Raw genomic sequence first — 26,672 nt, 5'->3', positions numbered from 1 at the left:
GCTGTGCACCGTCCGGCGTACGAATGGTCGAGCGGCCGGAGAAACCGCCGCGGGACGCGTCACACGGCAGCAGCAACGGCATCAGCCGCTCGGCTGCTGTCGTACGCGCGCGTGGCGCACTGCTCCCGGTCGTCATGAGCCGCACACTATCCCCGCACCGAGGCCACGGCCCGTCGGCCTACGCCGACCGGGCCGATTTTGGGCTGATCTTGGCAGTGGTGCACCCGGACAGCACGGCGCCCGCCCCCAGGACGGGCCGGGCCATCAGGACCGCGCCTTCGCGCCACGCTCCGTCAGCAGGTTCGTCATCAGGTCGATCTCCGACTCCTGCGCCTCGACCATGCCCTGCGCAAGCCGCTTCTCCACGCCGACCGTGCACTTCTCCACACAGCCCTCCGCCATGTGGATACCGCCCTGGTGATGGGTCACCATCAACTGCAGGTAGAACACCTCGGCCTGGTCGCCGCTGAGCGTTTCCAGCTTCTTCAGCTCGGAGTCGGTCGCCATGCCCGGCATCAGCGCACCGTCCTCGCCCGAGGCCATGTCGCCCATGCCCATCCAGGTCATCGGCGGGTCGGCCGAGACCTTGGGCAGCTCCCACAGGTCCAGCCAGCCAAGGAGCATGCCGCGCTGGTTGGCCTGCGTCTGCGCGATGTCGTACGCGAGCCGCCGCACCTCCTCGTCGTCGGTGCGGTCGCGCACGATGTACGACATCTCGACGGCCTGCTGGTGGTGGACGGCCATGTCCCGGGCGAAGCCCGCGTCCGCGGAGTCCGCAGCCGGGGTCGCGGGACCGGCCGAGTCCCCGTCGGCGACCGCGTAGGTGATGGCCCCGCCCGCGAGGAGTACCGCAGCCGCGGTGCCGGCGATCCAGCCCGCGCGCCCGGCGGGGCGGGCGGGCGTCGCCGGACAGTCCGGGCGGGCGCGCGTGGCGGTATCCGCTGGGCTCACTGGGAGAGGCCGCCGGTGCAGGCGGCACCCGGCTCGGGCGTCTGCTTGCCCTGGACGTACGTCTCGAAGAACGTGTCCACGTTCGGGTCGCTCGCCCCGGTCACGGTGCGCTGCTTGCCCCAGGCGCTCAGCATGATCGGGTCCTGCTGGTCCTCGACCGGGCTCATCAGCGTGTACGGGGTCTTCTTGACCTTCTCCGCGAGCGCCGTCACGTCGGCCTCGGAGGCCTTGCTGTTGTACGTCACCCAGACCGCACCGTGCTCCAGCGAGTGGACGGCGTTCTCGTTCTTGACCGCCTTGGTGTAGACGTCGCCGTTGCAGTTCATCCACACCTGGTTGTGGTCGCCGCCCACCGGCGGTGTCATCGGGTAGTCCACGGCCGTGGCGACGTGGTTCTGGGACAGCTTGTCGCTCCAGGTCTTCACACCGTCCTTGTCCGTCGTGAAGCGACCCGCGCTCTTGGAGTCGCCCGCCGTACTGCCCTTGTCGTCGGACTGCGAGTTCACGAGGACGACACCGCCGACGACGAGACCGGCGACGACCACGACGCTGGCGGCGATGGTGAGCGCGCGATTGCGGCGTTCGCGGGCACGCTCGGTGCGCCGCATCTCCTCTATTCGTGCCTTGCGCGTCGCGGTGCTGCTGTTGTTGGCGGAACCCATGGGTCGAGTCCTTCGGGGAAAGGGACGATCGGGCCCGCTGATCGTAAGGGGGCAGAACGGCGGCGTGGGTGGTCGGGGCACAGGAAAGGCCGGATCGATACGCAGCCGCATACTCCGACGAATAATTTGAACCGCAAATGCGCATTATCTACGCTGCCGGTATGCGACTGCTCCGATCCACCGACCTGGCGCTGCGCGTGCTGATGCGGCTCGCCGTGGTGGGCGACGCCACGCCCACCACGCGTGACGTCGCGGCCGACATGGACGTCCCGTACACGCACGCCGCGAAGGTCGTGGCCGAGCTCCAGCACCTGGGCCTGCTCGACGCCCGCCGCGGCCGGGGCGGCGGACTCGCGCTCACCGAGAAGGGACGCATGGCGTCGGTGGGCGCCGTCGTGCGCACCTTCGAGGGCGACGGGGACGTGGTCGACTGCGAGGGGGCCTCGCCGTGCCCGCTGAACTCGGGGTGCCGGCTCCGCGGCGCCCTGCGCCGGGCCCAGGAGGCGTTCTTCGCGTCGCTGGACCCGTTGACCGTGGCGGACATGGTCGCCGAGCCCACAGGGCCGCTGCTGCTGGAGATCTCCCGGGCCTCCTAGCCCTGTGGCCTCCTGGTCCTGCGTCAGCCAGAGGTCCGGGCTAGTCCTGTGCCAGCCAGAGGTCCGGCCCGAACACCTCATAGTGGATGTCGGCGGGTGCCACGCCCCGTGCGATCAGCTGGGTCCTCACGGCCCGCATGAAGGGCAGCGGACCGCACAGGTACGCGCGCGTGCCTGACGCGATCGGCAGGGGCGTGAGATCGACCAGCCCGGCGTGGGCGCCCGCCGGGGCGTCCTCCTCGTACCAGAAGTGGACGGCCGCGTCCGGAAGCTTGCCCGCGTACGCCTCATGGTCGGCGCGCAGGGCATGGTCGGCGGGGGAGCGGTCGCCGTGGACGACGGTGACCGGGGCTCGGTGCCCGGCGTCCGCGAGCTGCGCCAGCATCGCGATCATCGGGGTCACACCGATGCCCGCTGAGGCGAGGAGCAGGGGCGTGTCGGCGTCGTCGTCGATGACGAGATCGCCGTACGGGTCGGAGAGCTCCAGGACGCTGCCCTCGTGCACGCGCGCGTGGAGGTGGTTCGAGACCTCACCCTCCGGTGTCGCACCGTCCGCACTGTCGTACACCCGCTTCACGCTGATCTGCCGCACCGTCGAGCCCGGTGCCCCGGAGAGGCTGTACTGCCGTATCTGGCGGGCGCCGTCCGGAAGTGCGACGCGTACGGACACGTACTGACCCGCGCGGAATTCGGCCACCGGCCCGCCGTCGACGGGCCGCAGGCGGAAGGTGGTGACGTCGGCGGTCTCCGCGAGGCGCTCGACGACCTCCCACGCCCGCCACGCCTGCCCTCCGCGCTCCTCGTACAGCCGCTTCTCGATCGCGATCAGCGCGTTCGCCATCAGCCAGTAGACCTCGTCCCAGGCGGCCGCGACCTCGGGCGTGACAGCGTCGCCCAGGACGGCGGCGATCGCGGCGAAGAGGTGCTCGTGGACCACCTCGTACTGCTCGGGGGCGATGCCCAGGGATGCGTGCTTGTGCGCGATACGGCTCAGCATCGCGTCGGGCCGCTGGTCCGGGTGGGCCACGAGGTGGGTGGCGAATGCGGCGACGGAGCCCGCGAGGGCCTGGCGCTGGGTGCCGGCGGCCTGGTTGCCGCGGTTGAAGAGGTCGCGCAGCAGCTCGGGGTGGGCGGCGAACAACCCGGCGTAGAAGCGCTCGGTGATCTCGTCGAGCGATGCGCCGACGGCGGGGAGGGTGGCGTGGACGGTGGCGGCGGACTGCTCGGACAGCATCGGGCTCCTCAGGTTCGGGCCGGCGGCGGGATGGGCGGATTGCGCCCTTCACGGCTGGGCGGCACGCTAGTAAAACTTGCATCTGAGATGCAAATTAAGTGCTGTCAGGAGAGACCGAGCAGGCGGCCATTACGTATGTCGGTCCGAGCAGGCAAGATGGGCGGCAGAGCAGTACCCCTGCCGTACACGAGGCGTTCAGACGGAGGTCGGCCGACCGATCAAGGTCCGCAACGCACGTGAAATGGTGTTGTGGTGGGATGCTCATGTGCCCTGGTGTCCCCGAGCGCGGGAGCAGGCGGCCTGACCAGCAAGGATGGGTGGAAGCGGAAGATGGACAAGCAGCAGGAATTCGTGCTCCGGACCCTGGAGGAGCGCGACATCCGGTTCGTACGCCTGTGGTTCACGGATGTGCTGGGCTTCCTGAAGTCGGTGGCCGTGGCACCGGCCGAGCTGGAGGGCGCCTTCGACGAGGGCATCGGTTTCGACGGCTCCGCGATCGAGGGCTTCGCCCGTGTATACGAGTCGGACATGATCGCCAAGCCGGACCCCTCGACCTTCCAGGTCCTGCCGTGGCGCGCGGAGGCCCCGGGCACCGCCCGTATGTTCTGCGACATTCTCATGCCGGACGGCTCCCCGTCCTTCGCGGACCCGCGCTACGTACTGAAGAGGGCCCTGGCCAAGGCCTCCGACCTGGGCTTCACCTTCTACACGCACCCCGAGATCGAGTTCTTCCTGCTGAAGGACAAGCCGGTGGACGGCTCGCGCCCCACGCCGGCCGACAACTCGGGCTACTTCGACCACACCCCGCAGAACGTGGGCATGGACTTCCGCCGCCAGGCGATCACGATGCTCGAGTCGATGGGCATCTCGGTCGAGTTCTCCCACCACGAGGGCGCCCCGGGCCAGCAGGAGATCGACCTGCGGTACGCGGACGCGCTGTCCACGGCCGACAACATCATGACGTTCCGCCTGGTCATGAAGCAGGTCGCGCTCGAGCAGGGTGTCCAGGCAACCTTCATGCCCAAGCCCTTCAGCGAGCACCCGGGCTCCGGCATGCACACGCACCTGTCGCTCTTCGAGGGTGACCGGAACGCGTTCTACGAGTCGGGCTCCGAGTACCAGCTCTCCAAGGTCGGCCGCTCCTTCATCGCGGGCCTGCTGCGGCACGCGGCGGAGACCTCCGCGGTCACCAACCAGTGGGTCAACTCCTACAAGCGCATCTGGGGCGGCTCGGAGCGCACCGCGGGCGCCGGCGGCGAGGCCCCCTCGTACATCTGCTGGGGCCACAACAACCGCTCCGCGCTCGTCCGCGTCCCGATGTACAAGCCCGGCAAGACCGGCTCGGCCCGCATCGAGGTCCGCTCCCTGGACTCCGGCACCAACCCGTACCTGGCCTACGCGGTGCTCCTCGCGGCCGGCCTCAAGGGCATCGAGGAGGGCTACGAACTCCCCGCGGGCGCCGAGGACGACGTCTGGGCCCTGTCCAACTCCGAGCGCCGCGCGCTCGGCATCGAGCCGCTGCCGCAGAACCTCGGCGAGGCCCTCGCGCTGATGGAGCGCAGCGACCTGGTCGCCGAGACGCTCGGCGAGCACGTCTTCGACTTCTTCCTGCGCAACAAGAAGCAGGAGTGGGAGGAGTACCGCAGCGAGGTCACGGCGTTCGAGCTGCGGAAGAACCTGCCGGTGCTGTAGGCGCAGATCCACCCGCGCTCATACGGAACGATGTGCGGGGCTCCCGATGACCGGGAGCCCCGCACTCGCTCTTTGGCGCGACCTCTGCCGCGGTGGTACACGTTGTGTACCATGAGGTTATGGCTCTTAAGCGCACCAACGTGTACGCCGACGACAGCGACCTTGCTCTGATCAAGGATGCCGCCGCCCGTCTGGGCGTCCCGGAAGCCGAGATAATCCGTGAGGGCATCCATCGCATTGCCCTCGCCCATCGCGTCTGGAATGAGCCGTTCGTCAGTGACGAGGAGACGTTCGACCTGGGCGGACCTGTAACCGGCGACGAGATCCGTGCAGCGGTCATCGAAGGCCACGAGGCACGGGAACGCGGGAACAGGGGACATGCGGCGTGATCGCTGTCGCCGACACGTCCGGACTCCTCACCCTCTTCAACCGTTCCGATCCCGACCACCACACCGCAAGGAAAGCCGCGGACCAGTGCGGGTTCCTCGTCGCAACGCCCTTGGCCCTGACCGAGGTGCATCAGGTGGCCACCAGCCGCGCCGGGCGAGCCGCGGCCGATGGAATCCTCCGCTCGCTCACGGCCCGTGTGCGGCAGATGCGTCTGGTCCTGGCCTCGATGACGCCGGAGATCCTTGATGCCGCTCTTTCCGTACGGGCGCGGTATGCGTCGCTTGACCTCGACCTGGTGGACGCGGTGAACGTCGCTCTCGCCGCCGAGTACGACACGGATGCTGTCCTGACCCGGGACATCCGCGACTTCCGGACCGTCCGTCCGCTGGGCGGCAGACACACCCACTTCCGGATCCTGCCTGACGATCTCTAGCTCCTCGGGCCGGCGTGTCCGTCCGTCCGGACGGTCTCAGATCGCATCGCGCAGCGGTCGCGTCTCCCGTACCCGGTACTCCTGGATCGCCCAGCCGTTGCCGTCGGGGTCCTTGAAGTACATGAAGGTGGCGCCGTCCTCCGGGGCGTACGTCACCGGGTCGGTGACCTCCAGGCCGCGTTCGACCAGCTCGGCGTGGGCCGCCTTGATGTCGGATACGCACAGCTGGAGGCCCTGGTACGAGCCGGGGGCGGGCGTCGGGCCGTCCATCGTGTTCCAGAGGCCGTCACTCAGTGCGATCGAGCAGCCAGAGCCGGGCGGGGTGAGCTGGACGATGCGCAGCCCCGGCATGACCTCCTGGTCGATGTCGACCGTGAAGCCGAGCTTGTCCCGGTAGAAGTCCCGGGACCGGTCGATGTCGCTGACGGGCAGCGGGATCACTTCGAGCGTGTATTCCATGCGGGTTCTCCTGGTCGGGGGAGATCGGTGGACGGAACAGGGGGAGTCTTCGACCCCGCAGTAGGTGGAGTCGCCGGTCCTTGACGTCAGCGGAACCGCCAGCGGGTCTGGCTGAACCGTTCGCCCTTGCCGAATCCGAATGCCGTGCGCGGAGCCACTCGGAAGACCAGGGCGCGGCCCGGACGGTGGTGAAAGTACCCGTCCCGCACCTCGAAGTGCCAGATGCTGCCGTACTTGCGCTCCCAGGCCTCCGCGAGCCGCCGCAGCCGGGCGTCGTCGCTCACGCGGACCGCCTGGCCCTCGACCACCAGGTCGTGGCCGGCATTCCAGGTGTTGGTGCCCGTGGTCAGGACCACCTGCGGGTTCTGCTCCAGGTTTCTCGCCTTGCGCTCCTCGGGGCCGGTGCAGAAATGCAGCGCGCCGTCGAGCCACACCGCGAGCAGCGGCGTGACATGCGGGCGCTTGTCCGGACGTACGGTCGAAAGCCAGAAGAGCTCCGCCGTCGCGAGCATCGCCTCCGCATCGGACCATTCGGCCGCCGTGGCCTCGGCATCGCTGTAGCGTGCGTCGAGCTCGGCGCGAGGTTCCTTGTGGGATTCGTTGCGGGCTCCTGTACGGGTTGCGTCGGGGGGTTCCTTGTGTGGCATGTTCCGGCCTCCTCCTCGATGGCGGCTGCCGAGTACAGACCGCGCATCGGGACGGAACTCATCGGTGCCCGCCGATGGCGCGCGGGAGGGCTCAGGGCGTACGGCCGCTTCAGCACGACGGCGACGGCGCGCAGGAGGTTCACGGCCGCTTCAGCTCGAACCACACCTGCTTGCCCGTGGCCGTCCGCTCCGCGTCCCACAGGTCGGCGACGGCCGCCAGCATGACCAGCCCGCGCCCGTCCTCGTCCAGGAGGTCCCCGGTGACCCGGATGTACGGCATATCCGGGCTTCTGTCGTGCACTTCGATTCGTACGGCGTCCGTCCCGAGGCACCGGAGGGTGACCGTGCAGGCCCGGTCCGGCACATGTCTCAGCACATTGGACAGCAGCTCGGTCACGCCCAGCTCGGCCGCGTCCGACAGCTCGTGCAGCTCCCAGTGGTGCAGATGCGCTCGTACGATGCGCCGGACGTGCCGCAAGCTGTGCTCGCCGACGGTCGGTAGGTGCAGGCGGTAGAAGTCGAGAGTCTTGATGTCAGTTTTCATGGCTCAGCCTCCGGCCTGACGGCAACGCTGTGCTGTGGGAAGGGATGAGGCCCTGATGCGGCGAGGGCGCACGCGGTGCGAGGCGTCGGCAGTTCACGCGGCCGGCCCCGTGATGCCACCACCCGGTGCCGGATGCTCGATGCGGACGCCCCCGCGGGCACACGCGGCAGAGCCGACCGAGGCGAAACCGGGCTGCCCGAGAAGACCGAGCCGGCGCAGCCGTCCAGCACCGCCGACCCGCCCGGGGCCGCCCTGGCGTGGGATGCGGTGCCCTCGCCGGGTACGCCGCGAGATGCGCCCAGGCCGTAGCCGCGCTGCCCCGGAGGGCGCGCGATCCTGGCACGCTTCGCGGATGTCTCGCCGGCCGTCAGTCCGGCGTACGACTCCTCGGGCGCGGCGACGTCACGGCGGGTGTTCCTCCGCCGACGAGCGTGGGCTGTCTCCCTGAGGGGCGCGGCATGTGGTCCAAGGAACTTCCTCTTCATGGGGGGTGAGGCGATTGACGGGAGCATGTCCGGCATATACCGGAGAAACGTTTCGTCATTCGCATGTTGGATTATCCGGAGCCCATTCACTCTTCAACAAGAGTCACTTTTCGGCCACATACCCGGATCATCCGACCGCGACCAAACGGATTCACGGATACCGACGGCGCACAAGCGCTTCCGCGCGGCGCTCCGGTTAGGCTCAAGTCGGACGACCTTGATCGAACGGGAGACCGCGAGATGAACGTGCCGCAGGGGCGGAGGAGCAGTACCTTCACACGGCTGCTGCGGCATGGTTTCACCGACCCGTCCGCCGCCGAGCGGCTGCTCGACAGCGCCGAACTGTCGCCCGTCCGCGCCGATCCCGTACTGCTGGACGCCCTCGGCGCGACCGCCGACCCCGATCAGGCGCTGCTCGGGCTCGTACGGCTGCTCGAGGCGCAGCCCGAGCGCACAGCCCGGCGGGAGCTGCTCGACACGCTCATAGCGGCGAAGCCGCTGCGTGACCGGTTGCTGGGGGTGCTCGGCGCCTCGGCGGCGCTCGGCGACCACCTCGCGCGGCATCCGCAGGACTGGCGCGCTCTCGTCATGTACGAGCCGGAGGATCTGCACCCGGGCGTCGAGGAGTTCGAGCAGGGGCTCGCGGAGGCCGTCGATCCCGTGTCGCTGCGCGTCGCCTACCGGCGCTGTCTGCTGTCGATCGCCGCGCGCGACGTGTGCGGGACGACCGATGTCGCGGAGACGGCCGCCGAGCTCGCCGATCTGGCGACGGCCACGCTGCGCGCCGCGCTCGCCATCGCTCGCGCCGCGGCGCCCGACGATGCGGCGCTGTGCCGGCTCGCCGTCATCGCGATGGGCAAGTGCGGCGGCCACGAGCTCAACTACGTCTCCGACGTGGACGTGATCTTCGTGGGCGAGGCCGCCAACGGCGCGGACGAGGGCAAGGCGCTGCAGGCCGCAACCCGGCTCGCCTCGCACCTGATGCGGATCTGCTCCGAGACGACCGTCGAGGGGACGATCTGGCCTGTCGACGCCAATCTGCGGCCCGAGGGGCGCAACGGGCCGCTCGTACGGACGCTTTCCTCGCACCTCGCGTACTACCAGCGCTGGGCCAAGACCTGGGAGTTCCAGGCACTGCTGAAGGCGCGGCCGGTCGCCGGGGACCTCGAGCTGGGGGAGGAGTACGTCGCGACGCTCTCTCCCCTCGTCTGGCAGGCGGCCGAGCGCGAGAACTTCGTCCCCGACGTGCAGAAGATGCGGCGCCGGGTGGTCGCGAACATCCCGGTCGCCGAGATCGAGCGGGAGCTGAAGCTCGGTCCCGGCGGGCTACGGGACGTCGAATTCGCCGTGCAGCTCCTGCAGTTGGTGCACGGGCGGTCCGACACGACGCTGCGCAGCGGTACGACGCTGGACGCGCTGAAGGCCCTGGCCGCGGGAGGGTACGTCGGCCGCGTCGACGCCGCGCAGCTCGACGAGGCGTACCGTTTCCTCCGCTCCATGGAGCACCGCATCCAGCTCCACCGGCTGCGCCGCACCCACCTCGTGCCGCAGGACGAGGCCGACCTGCGGCGCATCGGCCGGTCGCTGGGCCTTCGGACCGAGCCGGTCACCGAGCTGAACCGCGCCTGGCGGCGGCACAGCTCCGTCGTACGACGGCTCCACGAGAAGCTCTTCTACCGGCCGCTGCTCGACGCGGTCGCCCAACTCGCGCCCGGCGAGACCCGGTTGAGTGCCGACGCGGCGCGGGAGCGGCTGGTCGCACTCGGCTACGCCGACCCGGCGGCCGCCCTGCGCCACCTGGAGGCCCTCGCCTCCGGCGTGACACGGAAGGCGGCCATCCAGCGCACGCTGCTGCCGGTGCTGCTGGGCTGGTTCGCGGACTCCGCCGACCCGGACGCAGGCCTGCTGGGGTTCCGCCAGGTGTCGGACGCGCTCGGCAAGACGCCCTGGTATCTGCGGCTGCTGCGCGACGAGGGCGCGGCCGCCCAGAACCTCGCGCGGGTGCTGTCCGCCGGGCGCCTCGCCCCCGACCTGCTCATGCGTGCCCCCGAGGCCGTCGCCCTGCTGGGCGACCCCAGCGGGCTCGAACCGCGCGACCGGGGCCATCTGGAGCAGGAGATCCTGGCAGCGGTCGGCCGTGCCGACGACGGCGAGCAGGCGGTCACGGCGGCCCGCGGCGTGCGGCGGCGTGAGCTGTTCCGCACCGCGGCCGCCGACATCGTCGCCTCGTACGGCACGGAGGAGAGCCCCGCCGAGGCCGACGCCGGGGCGCTGGTGGACCGGGTCGGCGACGCCGTGTCCGACCTCACGGCCGCGACGATCGCCGGTGCGCTGCGGGCGGTGGTGCGCGACAGCTGGGGGGACGAGCTGCCCACTCGCTTCGCCGTCATCGGCATGGGCCGCTTCGGCGGGCACGAACTGGGCTACGGCTCGGACGCGGACGTGGTGTTCGTGCACGAGCCGCGTGACGGCGTGGACGAACGGGAGGCCGCCGAGGCCGCGAACACCGTGGTCGCCGAGATGCGGCGGCTCCTCCAGCTGCCCAGCCTGGACCCGCCCCTGCTGATCGACGCCGACCTGCGCCCCGAGGGCAAGTCCGGTCCGCTGGTGCGCACCCTGAAGTCGTACGAGGCGTACTACCGCCGCTGGTCGCTGGTGTGGGAGTCGCAGGCGCTGCTGCGCGCCGAACAGGTCGCGGGGGACGAGGACCTGGGCGGCCGCTTCATCGAGCTGATCGACCCGCTGCGGTTCCCCGCCGAGGGGCTCGGCGAGGACGCGGTGCGCGAGATCCGCCGTCTGAAGGCCCGCATGGAGTCGGAACGGCTGCCGCGCGGCGCCGATCGGACGCTGCACACCAAGCTCGGGCGCGGCGGCCTGTCCGACGTCGAGTGGACGGTGCAGCTGCTGCAGCTTCGCCACGGCTGGGCGGAGCCGGGGCTGCGCACCACGCGCACCCGCGAGGCGCTGGCCGCGGCGTGCGCGGCCGAACTGATCTCCAGCGAGTACGCGGCGATCCTCGACGACGCCTGGGTCCTCGCGACGCGCGTACGCAACGCCGTCATGCTTGTCCGCGGCCGCGCGGGCGACACGTTCCCGTCGGACGGCCGCGAACTCGCCGCGGTCGGGCGGTACCTCGGCTTCGGGCCGGGGCCCACGCGGCGGGAGCCGCATATCGGGCAGAGCGGGGACATGCTGGACCACTACCGGCGTACGACTCGGAGGGCTCGGGCGGTGGTGGAGGAACTCTTCTACGGGGCGTAGCGCGGTTCCACGGGTCGCGGAACCGCGCGGGTGTTTCTCCGGGCCGGGCGCGGCCCGTCGGCCGCTTGGCGCTGCGGAAGCCCGATGGACCGCCGGTTGAGCCGGTTCGGCGCCGCCGGACTCCACCGTCGTGGTTGCGCGCCGCTGCGGCGGGACATTCCTTCCCGCCGTGGTAGCGGGCGGGGACTTGCGGGCGTTGCCGCCGCGCCGCGGGCGGCGGCCGGCCGCCGAAGCGGCGAGCGCCGACTACGGGCGGTTCGCACTCGGTAGCGCCTGGGTGCCCCAGCGTTGGGGCTCCCCGGTGCGGTGGGACACCCACCGCGGCAGTGCATGCGGAAGCGCCCCGTACCACGTGCGTGCCACCGCGTAACCGAACGCCAGGCAGGCGATGCCGCCCACCGCGTCCAGCCAGAAGTGGTTGGCCGTGGCGACGATGACGACCAGGGTGCCGACCGGGTAGAGCAGGCCCAGGACCCGGGCCCAGGGGACCGTGGCCAGGGCGAAGATGGTCAGCCCGCACCAGACGGACCAGCCGATGTGCATCGAGGGCATGGCGGCGTACTGGTTCGACATGTTCTTCAGGTCGCCGGACGCCATCGAACCCCACGTCTGATGGACCAGCACCGTGTCCACGAAGTGGCCGCCGCTCATCAGCCGGGGCGGCGCCAGCGGATACAGGTAGTAGCCGAGCAGGGCCACACCCGTGGTCGCGAACAGGGCCGTGCGTGCCCCCGCATACCGGCCGGGGTGGTGGCGGTAGAGCCACACCAGCACTCCCAGCGTCACCACGAAGTGCAGTGTGGCGTAGTAGTAGTTCATGCCGACGATCAGCCACTTCACCGAGTTCACGGCGTGGTTGACGGTCTGCTCGACGGCGATCCCGAGCTGCCGTTCCATGCTCCAGATCCAGTCGGCGTTGCGCAGCGCCTGCGCCTTCTGCTCCGGTACGGCGTTGCGGACGAGCGAGTACGTCCAGTAACTCACCGCGATCAGCAGGATCTCGAACCAGAGCCGTGGCCGCCGAGGCGCTCGCGCCCGGTGCAGCAGACCCTGCTCCGCACGGCTCTCGGCCTCGCCCGCGACGGGTGACGGAACGGCCGCCCGGCGGCCCTCCGAAGTCGTCACGGTCGTCTCACCCATAGGGACAGAGTCTGCCAGAAACGACCCCCTGACCGATCATCCTCTGGTCGAGTTCCGTTCGTATTGTCTACGCCCTACGGACGACGGCGTGCCGTACGGGCTACTGCGTGCGTTGCGGCTGAACCGTGTGCCTCACCGGCGAGCCGCGTTCTCCGGGCGCCGAGGCGGTCGAGCCCCGCACCACCAGCTCCGGCATGAAGACGAACTCGCTGTGCGGAGCGGGCGTACCGCCGATCTCCTCGAGCAGTGTCCGGACCGCCGCCTGGCCCATCGCGGGGACCGGCTTGCGGATGGTGGTGAGCGGCGGGTCGGTGAAGGCGATGAGCGGCGAGTCGTCGAAGCCGACCACCGAGATGTCGTCCGGCACCTCCAGACCGTGCTGGCGCGCCGCGCGGATGGCGCCGAGCGCCATCATGTCGCTCGCGCACACGATCGCCGTGCAGTCCCGGGAGATGAGCGCGGAGGCCGCGGCCTGGCCGCCCTCCAGCGTGTAGAGGGAGTGCTGGACGAGTCGCTCCTCGACGTCGTCGGGGCTGAGGCCCAGCAGGTCCTGCATGGTGCGGACGAATCCCTCGATCTTCCGCTGCACGGGCACGAACCGCTTCGGGCCCAGCGCGAGCCCGATCCCGGTGTGCCCGAGCGAGACGAGGTGCGTGACGGCGAGCTGCATCGCGGCCCGGTCGTCGGGCGAGATGAACGGCGCCTGGACCTTCGGCGAGAACCCGTCGACGAGGACGAACGGCACGCCCTGGGCGCGCAGCTGCTCGTAGCGCTGCATGTCGGCGGTGGTGTCGGCGTGCAGCCCGGAGACGTAGATGATGCCGGAGACGCCGCGGTCCACCAGCATCTCGGTGAGCTCGTCCTCGGTGGAGCCGCCCGGCGTCTGCGTCGCAAGCACCGGCGTGTACCCCTGACGGGTCAGGGCCTGGCCGATGACCTGGGCCAGTGCCGGGAAGATCGGGTTCTCCAGCTCGGGGGTGATCAGCCCGACGAGGCCGGCGCTGCGCTGCCGCAGCCGCACGGGCCGTTCGTAGCCGAGGACGTCGAGCGCAGCCAGCACGGACTGGCGGGTGGTCGCCGCGACTCCCGGCTTTCCGTTGAGAACACGGCTCACCGTCGCCTCGCTGACCCCCGCCTGCGCTGCGATGTCGGCGAGCCGCGCGGTCACGGGAGTGGACCCTACCGGGCGGATGTCGGGCTGCCCACCAACCGGACGCCGTATCCGGGCACTTGGACCGCCCGCTCGGGGCTGCTGCGTCATCGTGCTCCCTCGTGTTCCTGGTGGGTGACCGGTGGGGGTATGGCGGCCGGCGGCTGTGCGCCATCCGGAGGGGTGTCCGGTGGATGGGGTGAGTGACCGGTGCCTGCGGTGACCGATGGGTGACCTCTGCAAGGACCGGACGGGGTGATGATTCCCGTATCGGACGATCCTGGCAAGGGCTTGCAGAGTCTTGCACAGCCCGGAGTGCCCCTCCGCAATCCCCTTGTCAGCTGCGCCGACCCGCCCTCGAAGGGGCCGCGGAAGTTACGAAGCGGTAACTCGTCCTGCGTTCCTTGCACTTTTTTGCTGCAAGGTCTTTCGCAAGGCTTGCAGCGCTGTTACGTTCTGCGTCGCCCGGCGGCCGCAACGGAGCAGTCGGCAAGTCGGCCAGGGGAGCGGGCGGGACCGCATCCCCCACCACACGGGCATTCACCCTCAAGGAGATCTCATGCGGCGTGGCATAGCGGCCACCGCGCTCGCGGCGTCCCTCGCCCTCACGGCGACGGCCTGCGGCGGAAGCGACAGCGGCAGCGACAACTCGGACGGACCCGTCACCATCACCTGGTGGGACACGTCCAACGCCACCAACGAGGCCCCGACGTACAAGGCCCTGATCAAGCAGTTCGAGAAGGCCAACCCGGACATCAAGGTCAAGTACGTCAACGTCCCCTTCGACCAGGCGCAGAACAAGTTCGACACCGCCGCCGGTTCCAAGGGCGCCCCGGACCTGCTGCGCGCCGAGGTCGGCTGGACCCCCGCGTTCGCGAAGAAGAGCTACCTGCTGCCGCTCGACGGCACCGAGGCCCTCGCCGACCAGGACAAGTTCAAGCCGAACCTCATCGAGCAGGCCCAGTACGAGGGCAAGACCTACGGCGCCCCGCTGGTCACCGACACCCTCGCGCTGGTCTACAACAAGGAGCTCTTCGAGAAGGCCGGCATCACCGAGGCGCCCGCCACCTGGGACGACTTGAAGTCCGCGGCCGCCAAGATCAAGTCGAAGACGGGCGTCGACGGCTACTGGGGCACCACGCAGTCGTACTACGCCCAGTCCTTCCTCTACGGCGAGGGCACCGACACCGTCGACGTGGACGCCAAGAAGATCACGGTCAAGAGCGACGCCGCGGTCAAGGCCTACAAGACCTGGCAGAGCCTGTTCGACGGCAAGGGCCTGCACAAGGCCGACACCACCGCCGACGCGTACGCCCACATCCAGGACGCCTTCGTCAGCGGCAAGGTCGCCGCGATCATCCAGGGTCCCTGGGAGATCACGAACTTCTACAAGGGCTCGGCCTTCAAGGACAAGTCCAACCTGGGCATCGCGACCGTCCCGGCCGGTTCCACGGGCAAGGCGGGCGCCCCGACCGGCGGCCACAACCTCTCCGTGTACGCGGGCTCGGACAAGGCCCACCAGGAGGCCTCGCTGAAGTTCGTGAACTTCATGACGTCGGCGAAGTCCCAGGAGCAGATCGCCCTGAAGAACTCCACGCTGCCGACGCGTGACGACGCCTACACCGCCGAGGTCAAGGCCGACCCGGGCATCGCCGGCTTCCAGACGGTGCTCTCCGCCGCCCAGCCGCGCCCGGAGCTGCCCGAGTACAGCTCGCTGTGGGGCCCGCTCGACACCGAGCTGCTGAAGATCGCCGGCGGCAAGTCGTCGCTGGACAAGGGCCTGAGCGACGCGGAGACCGCGATCGCGAAGCTGGTGCCCGACTTCAGCAAGTGACCTTCAGTGGCCGCCGGATCCGCCCGTCGAGGGGGCGGGCGGATCCGGCGGCCACCGGCACGCCCTCAGCAGAGCGGGCAGCACCCGGCAGCACCGGGCAGTCAGCGAGCAGATCTCCCTCAGAAGGTGTCGAACCATGACAGTCGCCGTCGAGAGCGCGGCCCCCAAGAGCCGCGGTGACCGCGGGCCGCGCACCGGCCCGCTGCAGCGCCTGAAGCGCTCGTACCAGAGGTACTGGTACGCGTACGCGATGATCGCCCCCGTCGCCGTCGTGCTCGGTGTGCTGGTGCTCTATCCCCTGGTGCGGGGGTTCTATCTCACGCTCACCGACGCCGACAGCCTCAACTCGGCGCGCACCATCGGCGTCAACCACATCGACGCCACGTACCAGTTCATCGGCCTGGACAACTACGCGGACATCCTGTGGGGCCCGACGTCCTACGACCGCTTCTGGTCCCACTTCATCTGGACCATCGTGTGGACGGCGCTCTGCGTCACCTTCCACTACGTCATCGGTCTCGGCCTCGCCCTGCTGCTCAACCAGAAGATGCGCGGCCGCACCTTCTACCGGATGCTGCTGATCCTGCCCTGGGCGGTGCCCACCTTCGTCACCGTCTTCTCCTGGCGGTTCATGCTCGCCGACTCCGGGGTCATCAACTCCATGCTCGGTTCGCTGCATCTGCCGCAGCCGCAGTGGCTTGAGGACACCTTCTTCCAGCGCTTCGCCGCGATCATGGTCAACACCTGGTGCGGTGTGCCGTTCATGATGGTCTCGCTGCTCGGCGGCCTGCAGTCGATCGACGCGTCCCTGTACGAGGCCGCGGAGATGGACGGCGCGACCCCCTGGCAGCGCTTCCGCTACGTCACGCTGCCGGGCCTGCGTGCCGTCAGCTCCACCGTCGTGCTGCTCGGCGTCATCTGGACCTTCAACCAGTTCGCCATCATCTTCCTGCTGTTCGGCGGCACCGCCCCGGAGGCCGACATCCTCGTCACCTGGGCCTACCAGCTGGGCTTCGGCCAGCAGCCGCGCGAGTACGCCGAGTCCGCCACGTACGGCGTACTGCTGCTGTCCATTCTGATCGTCTTCACCTCCGTCTACCGCCGCTGGCTGGCCCGCAATGAGCAGCTCGCCGTCTGAGGCAGGAGTCCCCATGAGCACCACGACCCTCGACACCCCGGCCGCGGCCACGGACAAGGCCTCCGCGGCGCCGGCACGCCGGGTGCGGCGGCGCGGCGAGCGCAGCACCGCCGCCTCCGTCCTCACGCACGGCATACTGATCGTCGCGAGCCTGATCGCGCTGTTCCCGATCGCCTGGCTGATCTTCCTGTCGCTCGGCCCCGACAAGGACGACTATCTGCACCCGGGGCGGATCCTCGACACGGCGAGCCTCTCCAACTACTCGTTCGTGCTGCAGCACACCAACTTCTTCAAATGGCTGGGCAGCACCCTGATCGTGTCGCTCGGCACGACGGTGATCGGCGTGCTCTTCGCCGCCACCACCGGCTACGCGGTCTCCCGCATGCGCTTCCCCGGTTACCGGAAGTTCATGTGGATCCTGCTGGTCACCCAGATGTTCCCGGTCGCCGTCCTGATGGTCCCGATGTACGAGATCCTCTCGGAGCTGGGCCTCATCGACAGCTACGGCGGCCTCATCCTCATCTACTGCACCACGGCCGTGCCGTACTGCGCATGGCTGCTCAAGGGCTACTTCGACACCATCCCGGTCGAGATCGACGAGGCGGGCCGGGTCGACGGCCTCTCGCCCTTCGGCACGTTCGTGCGGCTGATCCTGCCGCTGGCCCGTCCCGGCCTCGCCGTGGCGGCCTTCTACACCTGCATCACCGCATGGGGCGAAGTCGCGTTCGCGTCTGTCTTTCTCCTTGACGACACGAAGTACACCTTCGCCGTGGGTCTGCAGAGCTTCATCAGCGAACACGACGCGCAGCGCCACTACATGGCCGCCGCCGCTGTCCTGATCGCCGTCCCGATCTCGGCCCTCTTCTACCTCGTCCAGAAGAACCTGGTGACCGGCCTCACCGCGGGCGGCACCAAGGGCTGACGCACCCCTCGGCTCCCGTGCGCAGCGTCGCGCACGGGCAGGCGGCCGCGGCACTCATCAGACCCCGCCGCGCCGCGGCCGCCTCATCTTCCTCCTCCTCAAGCTTCTCAAGCTTCATGACCCGAATTCCGTTACGTATCAAGGACGCCATGAGCCAGCACTCCGCCGACCAGGCACCGACCGCCGCCCTCGCCACCGTCGCCCGGCACCGCGACTGGTGGCGCGACGCGGTGATCTACCAGGTCTATCCGCGCAGCTTCGCCGACAGCAACGGCGACGGCATGGGCGACCTGGAGGGCGTACGTTCCCGACTGCCCTATCTGCGCGACCTCGGCGTCGACGCCGTGTGGCTCAGCCCGTTCTACGCCTCACCGCAGGCCGACGCCGGCTACGACGTCGCCGACTACCGGGCCGTCGACCCCATGTTCGGCAACCTGCTGGACGCCGACGCGCTGATCCGCGACGCCCACGAACTGTCCCTGCGGATCATCGTCGACCTCGTGCCCAACCACTCGTCGGACCAGCACGAGTGGTTCAAGCGCGCCCTGCAGGAGGGGCCGGGCTCGCCGCTGCGGGACCGGTACCACTTCCGCCCCGGCAAGGGCGCGGGCGGCGAACTGCCTCCGAACGACTGGGAGTCGATCTTCGGCGGCCCCGCCTGGACGCGGGTCACCGAGCCGGACGGCACCCCCGGCGAGTGGTACCTGCACCTCTTCGCGCCCGAGCAGCCGGACTTCAACTGGGAGCACCCGGCGGTCGGCGACGAGTTCCGCTCGATCCTGCGCTTCTGGCTCGACATGGGCGTAGACGGCTTCCGCATCGACGTGGCGCACGGCCTGGTGAAGGCCGAAGGACTGCCCGACCTCGGCTCGCACGACCAGCTGAAGCTGCTCGGCAACGACGTCATGCCGTTCTTCGACCAGGACGGCGTGCACGACATCTACCGCAGCTGGCGCAAGATCCTCGACGAGTACGCGGGCGAGAGGGTCTTCGTCGCCGAGGCCTGGACGCCGACCATCGAGCGCACCGCCAACTACGTCCGCCCCGACGAGCTGCACCAGGCGTTCAACTTCCAGTACCTGAGCACGTCCTGGGACGCTGTGGAGCTGCGCGAGGTCATCGACCGCTCCCTCGACTCCATGCGCCCGGTCGGCGCGCCCACCACCTGGGTGCTGTCCAACCATGACGTCACGCGTCACGCCACCCGGTTCGGGAACCCGCCCGGCCTCGGCACGCAGATCCGCCTCGCCGGCGACCGTGAGCTCGGCCTGCGGCGGGCCCGCGCGGCCTCCCTGCTGATGCTGGCGCTGCCCGGCTCCGCGTACATCTACCAGGGCGAGGAGCTCGGCCTGCCGGACGTCGTGGACCTGCCGGACGAGGCGCGCCAGGACCCCGCCTACTTCCGGGGCGCCGGACAGGACGGCTTCCGCGACGGCTGCCGGGTGCCGATCCCGTGGACCCGCACCGGCTCCTCGTACGGCTTCGGCGAGGGCGGCAGCTGGCTGCCGCAACCCGCCGAGTGGGGCGAGCTGAGCGTCGAGGCGCAGACCGGCGTCGCGGACTCCACGCTGGAGCTGTATCGCAACGCGCTCGGCGCCCGCCGCGAGCACCCCGACCTCGGCGCCGGCGACTCCGTCACCTGGCTGGACGCGCCCGAGGGCGTACTGGCCTTCCGTCGCGGCGACTTCTTCTGCACGGCGAACACCACGGGCGAGACCGTGCGTGTACCGGCGCCCGGGCGCGTCCTGCTCGCCAACGGCGATGTCACCGTCGTGGACGACGAGGCGCAGCTGCCGGCGGACACCACGGTGTGGTGGACCATCGGCTGACCCTCAGCGTCCGTAGCCGCTTGCAAGAGATTGCTGCGGTCTTTCAGAGGCCTGCCGCCTGATCAGGTGGCAGGCCTCTGCCATGCTCCAGGCCCGACATTGCCGGGGTTGTGGCAGGTCATCGGCGTTTCAACGGCCTCTGCTGTGGGGCGATTTCGTAAATGTGACGAGAGCATGTCCAAAGGGTTGACCTGATGCCCCGGGGCTCATACCGTCTGCTCACTGCAATTATCTGACTGCTTGCAGCAAGAACCTTCAACCGCCCTCCGGGCAGTCGTGTCGCTCTCACCCCGAGGGCGGGTCGCCCCCCACGTACACGCAGAAGGAACCCGACATGGCCAGCAGAACCCTCTCCGGCGCGCTCGCCCTCGTGGCGGCCGCGACGGTCGCGGTCGCCGTCCCCGGTGCCACCGCGCAGGCCTCACCACCCGGCACCAAGGACGTCACCGCGGTGCTCTTCGAGTGGGACTTCGACTCCGTCGCGAAGGAGTGCACGAACCGGCTCGGCCCGGCCGGCTACGGCTTCGTCCAGGTGTCGCCGCCCGCCGAGCACATCCAGGGCTCGCAGTGGTGGACCTCGTACCAGCCGGTCAGCTACAAGATAGCCGGGCGGCTCGGTGACACCACCGACTTCAGGGACATGGTCGCCACCTGCCACAACGCGGGCGTCAAGGTCGTCGTCGACACCGTCATCAACCACATGTCGGCGGGCAGCGGCACCGGCACCGGCGGCTCCTCGTACACGAAGTACGACTACCCCGGCCTGTACTCGGCGCCCGACTTCGACGACTGCACCGCGCAGATCTCCAACTACCAGGACCGGTACAACGTCCAGCACTGCGAGCTCGTCGGGCTCGCCGACCTGGACACCGGCGAGGAGTACGTCCGCTCGGCCATCGCCGGCTATATGAACACGCTGCTCGGGTACGGCGTCGACGGCTTCCGGGTCGACGCCGCCAAGCACATGCCCGCGGCGGACCTCGCGAACATCAAGTCCCGGCTCGGCAACCCGTCCGTGTACTGGAAGCAGGAGGTCATCCACGGGTCCGGCGAGGCCGTGCAGCCGACCGAGTACACGGGCAACGGCGACGTCCAGGAGTTCCGCTACGCGTACGACCTCAAGCGGGTCTTCAACAACGAGAACCTCGCCTACCTCAAGAACTACGGCGAGGGCTGGGGCTATATGAGCAGCGGCGTCTCCGGAGTCTTCGTCGACAACCACGACACCGAGCGCAACGGCTCCACACTCAGCTACAAGGACAACGCCAACTACACCCTGGCCAATGTCTTCATGCTCGCCTGGCCGTACGGCGCCCCGGACGTCAACTCCGGCTACGAGTGGTCCAGCACGGACGCAGGGCCGCCCAACGACGGCACGGTGAACGCCTGCTGGCAGGACGGCTGGAAGTGCCAGCACGCCTGGCCCGAGATCGAGTCGATGGTGGCCTTCCGGAACGCGACCCGCGGCGAGTCCGTCACCAACTGGTGGGACAACGGTGCGGACGCCATCGCGTTCGGCCGCGGCAGCAAGGGCTTCGTGGCCATCAACCACGAGTCCTCGTCGCTGACCCGGACCTACCAGACCTCGCTGGCCGCGGGCACGTACTGCGACGTGCAGAGCAACGCACTTGTCACGGTGAACGGCTCGGGCCAGTTCACGGCGACGCTCGGCTCCAACACGGCGCTCGCGCTGTACTCCGGAAAGTACACCTGCTGACCACCGCGTTTCGGTCGCCCGGCGCTCCTTCCCCGCTCGCGCCGGGCGGCCTTTTTCCTGTATCTCCTCGCGCATCCAAGGGAGTTCCCGCCTTGCCCGCCTTGATACGCCCGTACTCGCCGCGTCCGCGCCTCGCGCGAAGAACCGCGGCCGCCGTCACGGCCGCGTTGTGCGCCGCGCTGGTGCCCGCTCTGCCGACGGCGGCTGCAGCGACTCCGCCGCCGCCCTCCGACGCGGCGCTGGCCGCCGAGCCCGCCCGCCACGACCTCACCCGTGAGCAGTTCTACTTCGTCCTGCCGGACCGTTTCGCCAACGGTGACCCCTCCAACGACCGTGGCGGACTGACCGGTTCGCGCATGGCGACCGGCTACGACCCGACGGACAAGGGCTTCTACCAGGGCGGCGACCTCAAGGGCCTCACCAAGAAGCTCGACTACATCAAGGGCCTCGGCACCACCGCCATCTGGATGGCGCCGATCTTCAAGAACCAGCCCGTCCAGGGCGAGGGCAAGGACGCGTCGGCCGGCTACCACGGCTACTGGATCACCGACTTCACGCAGGTCGACCCGCACTTCGGCACCAACGAAGACCTCGAGAAGCTGATCGACAAGGCCCACTCCAAGGGCATGAAGGTCTTCTTCGACGTCATCACGAACCACACCGCCGACGTCGTCGACTACAAGGAGAAGTCCTACAGCTACCTCTCCAAGGGCGCCTTCCCCTACCTGACGAAGGACGGCGAGCCCTTCGACGACGCGGACTACGCGGCGGGCGGCCAGGGCTTCCCCCGGACCGACGCGGGCACCTTCCCCCGCACGCCCGTCGTGCCGGACGCCAAGAAGGACCTCAAGGTCCCGTCGTGGCTCAACGACCCGTCGATGTACCACAACCGCGGTGACTCCACCTGGTCCGGCGAGAACGCCACGTACGGCGACTTCGTCGGTCTCGACGACCTGTGGACCGAGCGTCCCGAGGTCGTCGAGGGGATGGAGAAGATCTACCAGCGGTGGGTCAGGGACTTCCGTATAGACGGCTTCCGGATCGACACCGTGAAGCACGTCAACATGGAGTTCTGGACCCAGTGGGCCACGGCTCTCGACAAGTACGCAGCTCAGCAGGGCCGCGACGACTTCTTCATGTTCGGCGAGGTCTACTCCGCGGACACGTCCGTCACCTCTCCGTACGTCACCCAGGGCCGTCTCGACTCGACCCTCGACTTCCCCTTCCAGGACGCCGCCCGCGCGTACGCGTCGGGGGCCGGGAGCGCGAAGAAGCTGGCCGCCGTCTTCGGCGACGACTACAAGTACGCGACGGACAAGGCCAACGCGTACGAGCAGGTCACCTTCCTCGGCAACCACGACATGGGCCGCATCGGGACCTTCCTGAAGCAGGACAACCCGGACGCGAGCGACGCGGAGCTGGTGAAGAAGGACCGGCTCGCCAACGAGCTGATGTTCCTCAGCCGCGGCAACCCCGTCGTCTACTACGGCGACGAACAGGGCTTCACGGGCGCCGGCGGCGACAAGGACGCCCGCCAGACTCTCTTCGCCTCCAAGGTCGACGACTACCTCGACGACGACCAGCTGGGCACCGACCGTACCCACGCCGACGACGCGTACGACACGAGTGCACCGCTCTACAAGGCGATCGCTGCTCTCTCCGAGCTGCGCAAGGACAACCCGGCGCTTGCGGACGGCGTCCAGACGGAGCGGTACGCGGCCGACGGCGCCGGTGTGTACGCCTTCTCGCGTACGGGCGCGAAGAGCGGCACCGAGTACGTGGTCGCCGTGAACAACGCAGACGAGGCGAAGACGGCGACCTTCGCGACCGGGTCCGCGGAGATGACCTTCCGCGGGATCTACGGCACGGACGACTCGGTGACCAGCGACGGCGACAAGAAGGTCACCGTCACCGTCCCTGCCGGTTCCGCGGTCGTCTTCAAGGCGGCCGACAAGCTCGCCGCTCCCGCGACGAAGCCCTCCGTCACCCTGAAGGCCCCGGCCGATGGCGCCACCGGCACCGTCGAGATCTCCGCCGATGTCGACGGCGGGCAGCTCAACCGCGTCGTGTTCGCCGCCCAGACCGGCGACGGCAAGTGGAAGACGCTCGGCTCCGCCGACCACGCCCCGTACAAGGTCACCCAGATCCTCGACAAGGACCTGTCGGCCGGAACCGCCCTGCGCTACAAGGCGGTCGTCATCGACTCGGCGGGACGCACCGCGAGCGCCACGGCCAGCAGTACGACCGCGACGCCGCCCGCCGAGGAGATCCCGACGGCCTCCTCGCGGGACTACGCGATCGTCCACTACAAGCGCGAGGACGGCGACTACGCCGACTGGCGCCTCTACGCCTGGGGCGACATCGCCGACGGCGAGGCGACCACCTGGCCGGAGGGGCACGACTTCGTCGGCCGGGACGCGTACGGCGCCTTCGCCTGGGTGAAGCTGAAGCCCGGCGCGTCGAACGTGGGCTTCCTCGTCATCGACAAGGACGGCAACAAGGACGTCTCCGCCGACCGCTCGATCGACGTCACCAAGACGGGTGAGGTCTGGGTCGAGCAGGGCAAGGAGGCCGTACGGACGGAACGGCCCGAGGCCGAGTACCCGGCGCCCGACAAGACCAAGGCGACCCTGCACTACCACCGCGCCGACGGCGACTACGACGGCTGGGGCCTGCACGTCTGGACCGGTGCCGCAAACCCCACCGACTGGTCGAAGCCGCTGCAGCCGGTGAAGACTGATGCCTATGGCGCTGTCTTCGAGGTGCCGCTCGCCGAGGGTGCCACCAGCCTCAGCTACATCGTCCACAAGGGCGACGAGAAGGACCTGCCCACCGACCGGTCGCTGGACCTCACGGCGAACGGCTACGAGGTGTGGCTCTTGAACGGCCAGGAGAAGTACCTGCTGCCGGGGGCGGAGGGCTCCGCGGCCGCGCTCGACCTGACCACCTCCAAGGCGGTGTGGATCGACCGGAACACCGTCGCCTGGAACGGCAGCGATGCGGCCGCCTCCACCCAGCTGCTGTACTCCCGCACCGGTTCCATCGCCGCCGAGGACGGGACGCTGACCAGTACCGACGAGCGCTGGCTGCGGCTCGACAAGACCACGCTCACCGACGCCCAGAAGGAGAAGTTCCCGCACCTCAAGGACTACACCGCCTGGTCCGTCGACCCGCGCGACCGCGACCGGGTGCGTGAGGCGCTGCGCGGCCAGATCGTCGCCTCGCAGCGGGCGGCCAACGGTGCCGTGCTCGCGGCGACGGGCGTCCAGATCGCGGGCGTGCTCGACGACGTGTACGCCGATGCCGGAGCGACGAAGGCGGACCTCGGGCCGGTGTTCCACGACGGAAGGCCGACGCTGTCCGTGTGGGCGCCCACCGCCCAGAAGGTCGCCCTGGAGCTCGACGGCAACTCCGTACCCATGAAGCGCGACGCCTCGACCGGGGTCTGGTCGGTCACCGGCCCGAAGTCCTGGAAGGGCAAGCCGTACCGGTACGTCGTCGATGTCTGGGCGCCCTCCGCCCAGAAGATCGTCACGAACAAGGTCACGGACCCGTACGCGGTGGCTCTCACCGCCGACTCCGAGCAGAGCCTTGTCGTCGACCTCGGCGACCCGTCCCTCGCCCCGTCCGGCTGGTCGTCTCTGCGGAAGCCGAAGGCCGTGGCGCTGAAGGACGCACAGATCCAGGAGCTGCACATCCGCGACTTCTCCGTCGAGGACAGCACCTCGCAGCACCCGGGCACGTATCTCGCCTTCACCGACAAGGACAGCAAGGGCTCGAAGCATCTGCGGAAGCTCGCCGAGGCCGGTACCTCGTACGTCCATCTGCTGCCGGCGTTCGACATCGCCACGATCCCCGAGAAGAAGTCCGACCAGGCGACGACCGACTGCGACCTCGCGTCGTACCCCGCGGACTCCGAGAAGCAGCAGGAGTGCGTGGCGAAGATCGCCGCCAAGGACGCCTACAACTGGGGCTACGACCCGTACCACTACACGGTGCCCGAGGGCTCGTACGCGACCGATCCGGACGGGACCGAGCGCACCGTCGAGTTCCGGAAGATGGTCAAATCGCTGAACGAGGACGGCCTGCGGGTCGTCATGGACGTCGTCTACAACCACACCGCCGCGAGCGGACAGGCGAAGACCTCCGTCCTCGACCGGATCGTGCCGGGCTACTACCAGCGGCTGCTCGCCGACGGGTCCGTGGCCAACTCCACCTGCTGCTCGAACACCGCGCCCGAGAACGCCATGATGGGCAAGCTCGTCGTCGACTCGATCGTCACCTGGGCGAAGGAGTACAAGGTCGACGGGTTCCGCTTCGACCTGATGGGGCACCACCCGAAGGCCAACATCCTCGCGGTCCGCAAGGCCCTCGACGCGCTGACCCTCGAGAAGGACGGCGTCGACGGCAAGAAGATCATCCTCTACGGCGAGGGCTGGAACTTCGGTGAGATCGCCGACGACGCCCGCTTCGAGCAGGCCACGCAGAAGAACATGGCCGGTACGGGGGTGGCCACCTTCTCGGACCGGGCGCGTGACGCCGTCCGCGGCGGCGGCCCCTTCGACGAGGACCCGGGCGTCCAGGGCTTCGCGTCCGGCCTGTACACCGAGCCCAACTCTTCCAAGGCCAACGGCACCGAGGCCGAGCAGAAGGCCCGCCTTCTGCACTACCAGGACCTGATCAAGGTGGGGCTCTCCGGCAACCTTGCCGACTACACGTTCACCGACTCCGGCGGCCGCACGGTCAAGGGCTCCGAGGTCGACTACAACGGTTCGCCCGCCGGATACGCGGAAGCGCCCGGCGACGCCCTCGCGTACGCCGACGCGCACGACAACGAGACGCTGTACGACGCGCTCGCGTACAAGCTGCCCGCATCCGTGAGCGCCGCCGACCGGGCGCGCATGCAGGTGCTCGCCATGGCGACGGCCACCCTCTCGCAGGGCCCGGCCCTCTCCCAGGCAGGCTCCGACCTGCTGCGCTCCAAATCCCTGGACCGCAACTCGTACGACAGCGGGGACTGGTTCAACGCCATCCACTGGGACTGCGCCGACGGCAACGGCTTCGGACGGGGACTGCCGCCCGCGGCCGACAACAAGTCCAAGTGGCCCTACGCCCAGCCGCTGCTCACGGCCTCCACGCTCACGGTGGGCTGCGCCCAGATCAACGGCGCGTCGGCCGCGTACCAGGATCTGCTGAAGATCCGTGCGACCGAGGACGTCTTCGGACTCTCCACGGCCGACGAGGTGCAGTCCAAGCTCTCCTTCCCGCTGTCGGGGAAGGACGAGACGCCGGGCGTCGTCACGATGCGCCTCGGTGACCTGGTCGTCGTCTTCAACGCCACGCCTGAGCGGCAGTCCCAGCGCCTCGGCGCGCTGGCGGGGACGGAGTACGCGCTGCACCCCGTCCAGGCCGCGGGCTCGGACGACGTCGTCAAGAACGCCGCGTACGAGACGGGCTCGGGGACCTTCACGGTGCCGGGCCGTACGGTCGCCGTCTTCACCGCGGCGGAATAGACCGAGCCGTGTAGCCGGTGTGTCAGGAAGGGGGCGGGTCCTGCGGGGCCCGCCCCCTTCCTGCCGTTGTCGGCG

At 69.4% G+C, this 26,672-nt stretch carries 19 protein-coding genes; 11 read left to right on the top strand and 8 right to left on the bottom strand.

The window, feature by feature from the left end; genetic code table 11:
* Positions 1–264: 264 nt before the first annotated feature.
* Positions 265–870 (bottom strand): DUF305 domain-containing protein, encoded by a 606-nt coding sequence (locus ACSMXV_RS13610; RefSeq protein WP_473178924.1) that lies wholly within the window; start codon positions 868–870, stop codon positions 265–267.
* A gap of 77 nt (positions 871–947) precedes the next feature.
* Entirely contained in the window at positions 948–1,613 is a 666-nt protein-coding gene (locus ACSMXV_RS13605; RefSeq protein ID WP_473177884.1) for a DUF3105 domain-containing protein, read from the bottom strand.
* Between the two features lie 161 nt (positions 1,614–1,774).
* Here ACSMXV_RS13605 and ACSMXV_RS13600 point away from each other — a divergent pair, with 161 nt between their 5' ends.
* Positions 1,775–2,209 carry an RrF2 family transcriptional regulator gene (locus ACSMXV_RS13600; RefSeq protein WP_473177883.1) on the top strand — a complete coding sequence of 145 codons (435 nt, stop codon included), beginning with the start codon at positions 1,775–1,777 and terminating at the stop codon, positions 2,207–2,209.
* Between the two features lie 40 nt (positions 2,210–2,249).
* On the opposite strand, the gene ACSMXV_RS13595 is transcribed toward ACSMXV_RS13600, so the two are convergent.
* On the bottom strand, positions 2,250–3,443 hold the full coding sequence (locus tag ACSMXV_RS13595; RefSeq protein ID WP_473177882.1) for a globin domain-containing protein: 1,194 nt from the start codon (positions 3,441–3,443) through the stop codon (positions 2,250–2,252).
* A 330-nt stretch (positions 3,444–3,773) separates the two neighbouring features.
* Between ACSMXV_RS13595 and glnA the strand changes: the two genes are divergently transcribed.
* The 3 genes from glnA to ACSMXV_RS13580 all read left to right on the top strand — a co-directional run bounded on the left by glnA (position 3,774) and on the right by ACSMXV_RS13580 (position 5,958).
* Positions 3,774–5,135, top strand: a complete 1,362-nt coding sequence (glnA, locus tag ACSMXV_RS13590) for a type I glutamate--ammonia ligase (RefSeq protein ID WP_181659648.1) — start codon at positions 3,774–3,776, stop codon at positions 5,133–5,135.
* Between the two features lie 119 nt (positions 5,136–5,254).
* The gene (locus ACSMXV_RS13585; RefSeq protein WP_181866353.1) at positions 5,255–5,524 is read left to right on the top strand and encodes a ribbon-helix-helix domain-containing protein; all 270 of its coding nucleotides are present in this window, start codon (positions 5,255–5,257) and stop codon (positions 5,522–5,524) included.
* Entirely contained in the window at positions 5,521–5,958 is a 438-nt protein-coding gene (locus ACSMXV_RS13580) for a type II toxin-antitoxin system VapC family toxin (protein ID WP_473177881.1), read from the top strand. Before ACSMXV_RS13585 ends, ACSMXV_RS13580 begins: the two co-directional genes overlap by 4 nt.
* Positions 5,959–5,994: 36 nt before the next feature.
* Here the strand turns inward: ACSMXV_RS13580 and ACSMXV_RS13575 are convergent, their stop codons facing one another.
* The 3 genes from ACSMXV_RS13575 to ACSMXV_RS13565 all read right to left on the bottom strand — a co-directional run bounded on the left by ACSMXV_RS13575 (position 5,995) and on the right by ACSMXV_RS13565 (position 7,608).
* Positions 5,995–6,417 (bottom strand): VOC family protein, encoded by a 423-nt coding sequence (locus tag ACSMXV_RS13575; RefSeq protein ID WP_473177880.1) that lies wholly within the window; start codon positions 6,415–6,417, stop codon positions 5,995–5,997.
* An 86-nt stretch (positions 6,418–6,503) separates the two neighbouring features.
* A complete protein-coding gene (locus ACSMXV_RS13570; protein WP_473177879.1) occupies positions 6,504–7,064 on the bottom strand; it encodes a pyridoxamine 5'-phosphate oxidase family protein in 561 nt (186 codons plus the stop codon).
* Between the two features lie 139 nt (positions 7,065–7,203).
* Positions 7,204–7,608: an ATP-binding protein gene (locus ACSMXV_RS13565; RefSeq protein WP_473177878.1), complete on the bottom strand. Its 405-nt coding sequence runs from the start codon at positions 7,606–7,608 to the stop codon at positions 7,204–7,206.
* 725 nt (positions 7,609–8,333) lie between these two features.
* On the opposite strand from ACSMXV_RS13565, the gene ACSMXV_RS13560 reads away from it, so the two are divergent.
* Positions 8,334–11,354: a bifunctional [glutamine synthetase] adenylyltransferase/[glutamine synthetase]-adenylyl-L-tyrosine phosphorylase gene (locus ACSMXV_RS13560; protein ID WP_473177877.1), complete on the top strand. Its 3,021-nt coding sequence runs from the start codon at positions 8,334–8,336 to the stop codon at positions 11,352–11,354.
* Between the two features lie 246 nt (positions 11,355–11,600).
* Here the strand turns inward: ACSMXV_RS13560 and ACSMXV_RS13555 are convergent, their stop codons facing one another.
* Complete coding sequence (locus tag ACSMXV_RS13555; protein WP_473177876.1) at positions 11,601–12,494, bottom strand: phosphatase PAP2 family protein; 894 nt, start codon at positions 12,492–12,494, stop codon at positions 11,601–11,603.
* A 100-nt stretch (positions 12,495–12,594) separates the two neighbouring features.
* Positions 12,595–13,662 carry a LacI family DNA-binding transcriptional regulator gene (locus ACSMXV_RS13550; RefSeq protein WP_309484408.1) on the bottom strand — a complete coding sequence of 356 codons (1,068 nt, stop codon included), beginning with the start codon at positions 13,660–13,662 and terminating at the stop codon, positions 12,595–12,597.
* Between the two features lie 541 nt (positions 13,663–14,203).
* Between ACSMXV_RS13550 and ACSMXV_RS13545 the strand changes: the two genes are divergently transcribed.
* The 6 genes from ACSMXV_RS13545 (at position 14,204) to pulA (ending at position 26,597) form a co-directional block, all read left to right on the top strand.
* Positions 14,204–15,478 (top strand): extracellular solute-binding protein, encoded by a 1,275-nt coding sequence (locus tag ACSMXV_RS13545; RefSeq protein WP_473177875.1) that lies wholly within the window; start codon positions 14,204–14,206, stop codon positions 15,476–15,478.
* A gap of 136 nt (positions 15,479–15,614) precedes the next feature.
* Positions 15,615–16,616, top strand: a complete 1,002-nt coding sequence (locus ACSMXV_RS13540) for a carbohydrate ABC transporter permease (protein ID WP_473177874.1) — start codon at positions 15,615–15,617, stop codon at positions 16,614–16,616.
* Positions 16,617–16,629: 13 nt separating this feature from the next.
* Positions 16,630–17,538 (top strand): sugar ABC transporter permease, encoded by a 909-nt coding sequence (locus ACSMXV_RS13535; protein WP_473177873.1) that lies wholly within the window; start codon positions 16,630–16,632, stop codon positions 17,536–17,538.
* Positions 17,539–17,687: 149 nt separating this feature from the next.
* Positions 17,688–19,367, top strand: a complete 1,680-nt coding sequence (locus tag ACSMXV_RS13530) for a glycoside hydrolase family 13 protein (RefSeq protein ID WP_473177872.1) — start codon at positions 17,688–17,690, stop codon at positions 19,365–19,367.
* A 334-nt stretch (positions 19,368–19,701) separates the two neighbouring features.
* The gene (locus ACSMXV_RS13525; protein WP_473177871.1) at positions 19,702–21,084 is read left to right on the top strand and encodes an alpha-amylase; all 1,383 of its coding nucleotides are present in this window, start codon (positions 19,702–19,704) and stop codon (positions 21,082–21,084) included.
* Between the two features lie 104 nt (positions 21,085–21,188).
* Positions 21,189–26,597: a pullulanase-type alpha-1,6-glucosidase gene (pulA, locus tag ACSMXV_RS13520; RefSeq protein WP_473178923.1), complete on the top strand. Its 5,409-nt coding sequence runs from the start codon at positions 21,189–21,191 to the stop codon at positions 26,595–26,597.
* Positions 26,598–26,672: the final 75 nt, after the last annotated feature.

Source organism: Streptomyces sp. DSM 42067 (assembly GCF_055792885.1).
This window is presented reverse-complemented; position numbering and strand designations above follow the sequence as displayed.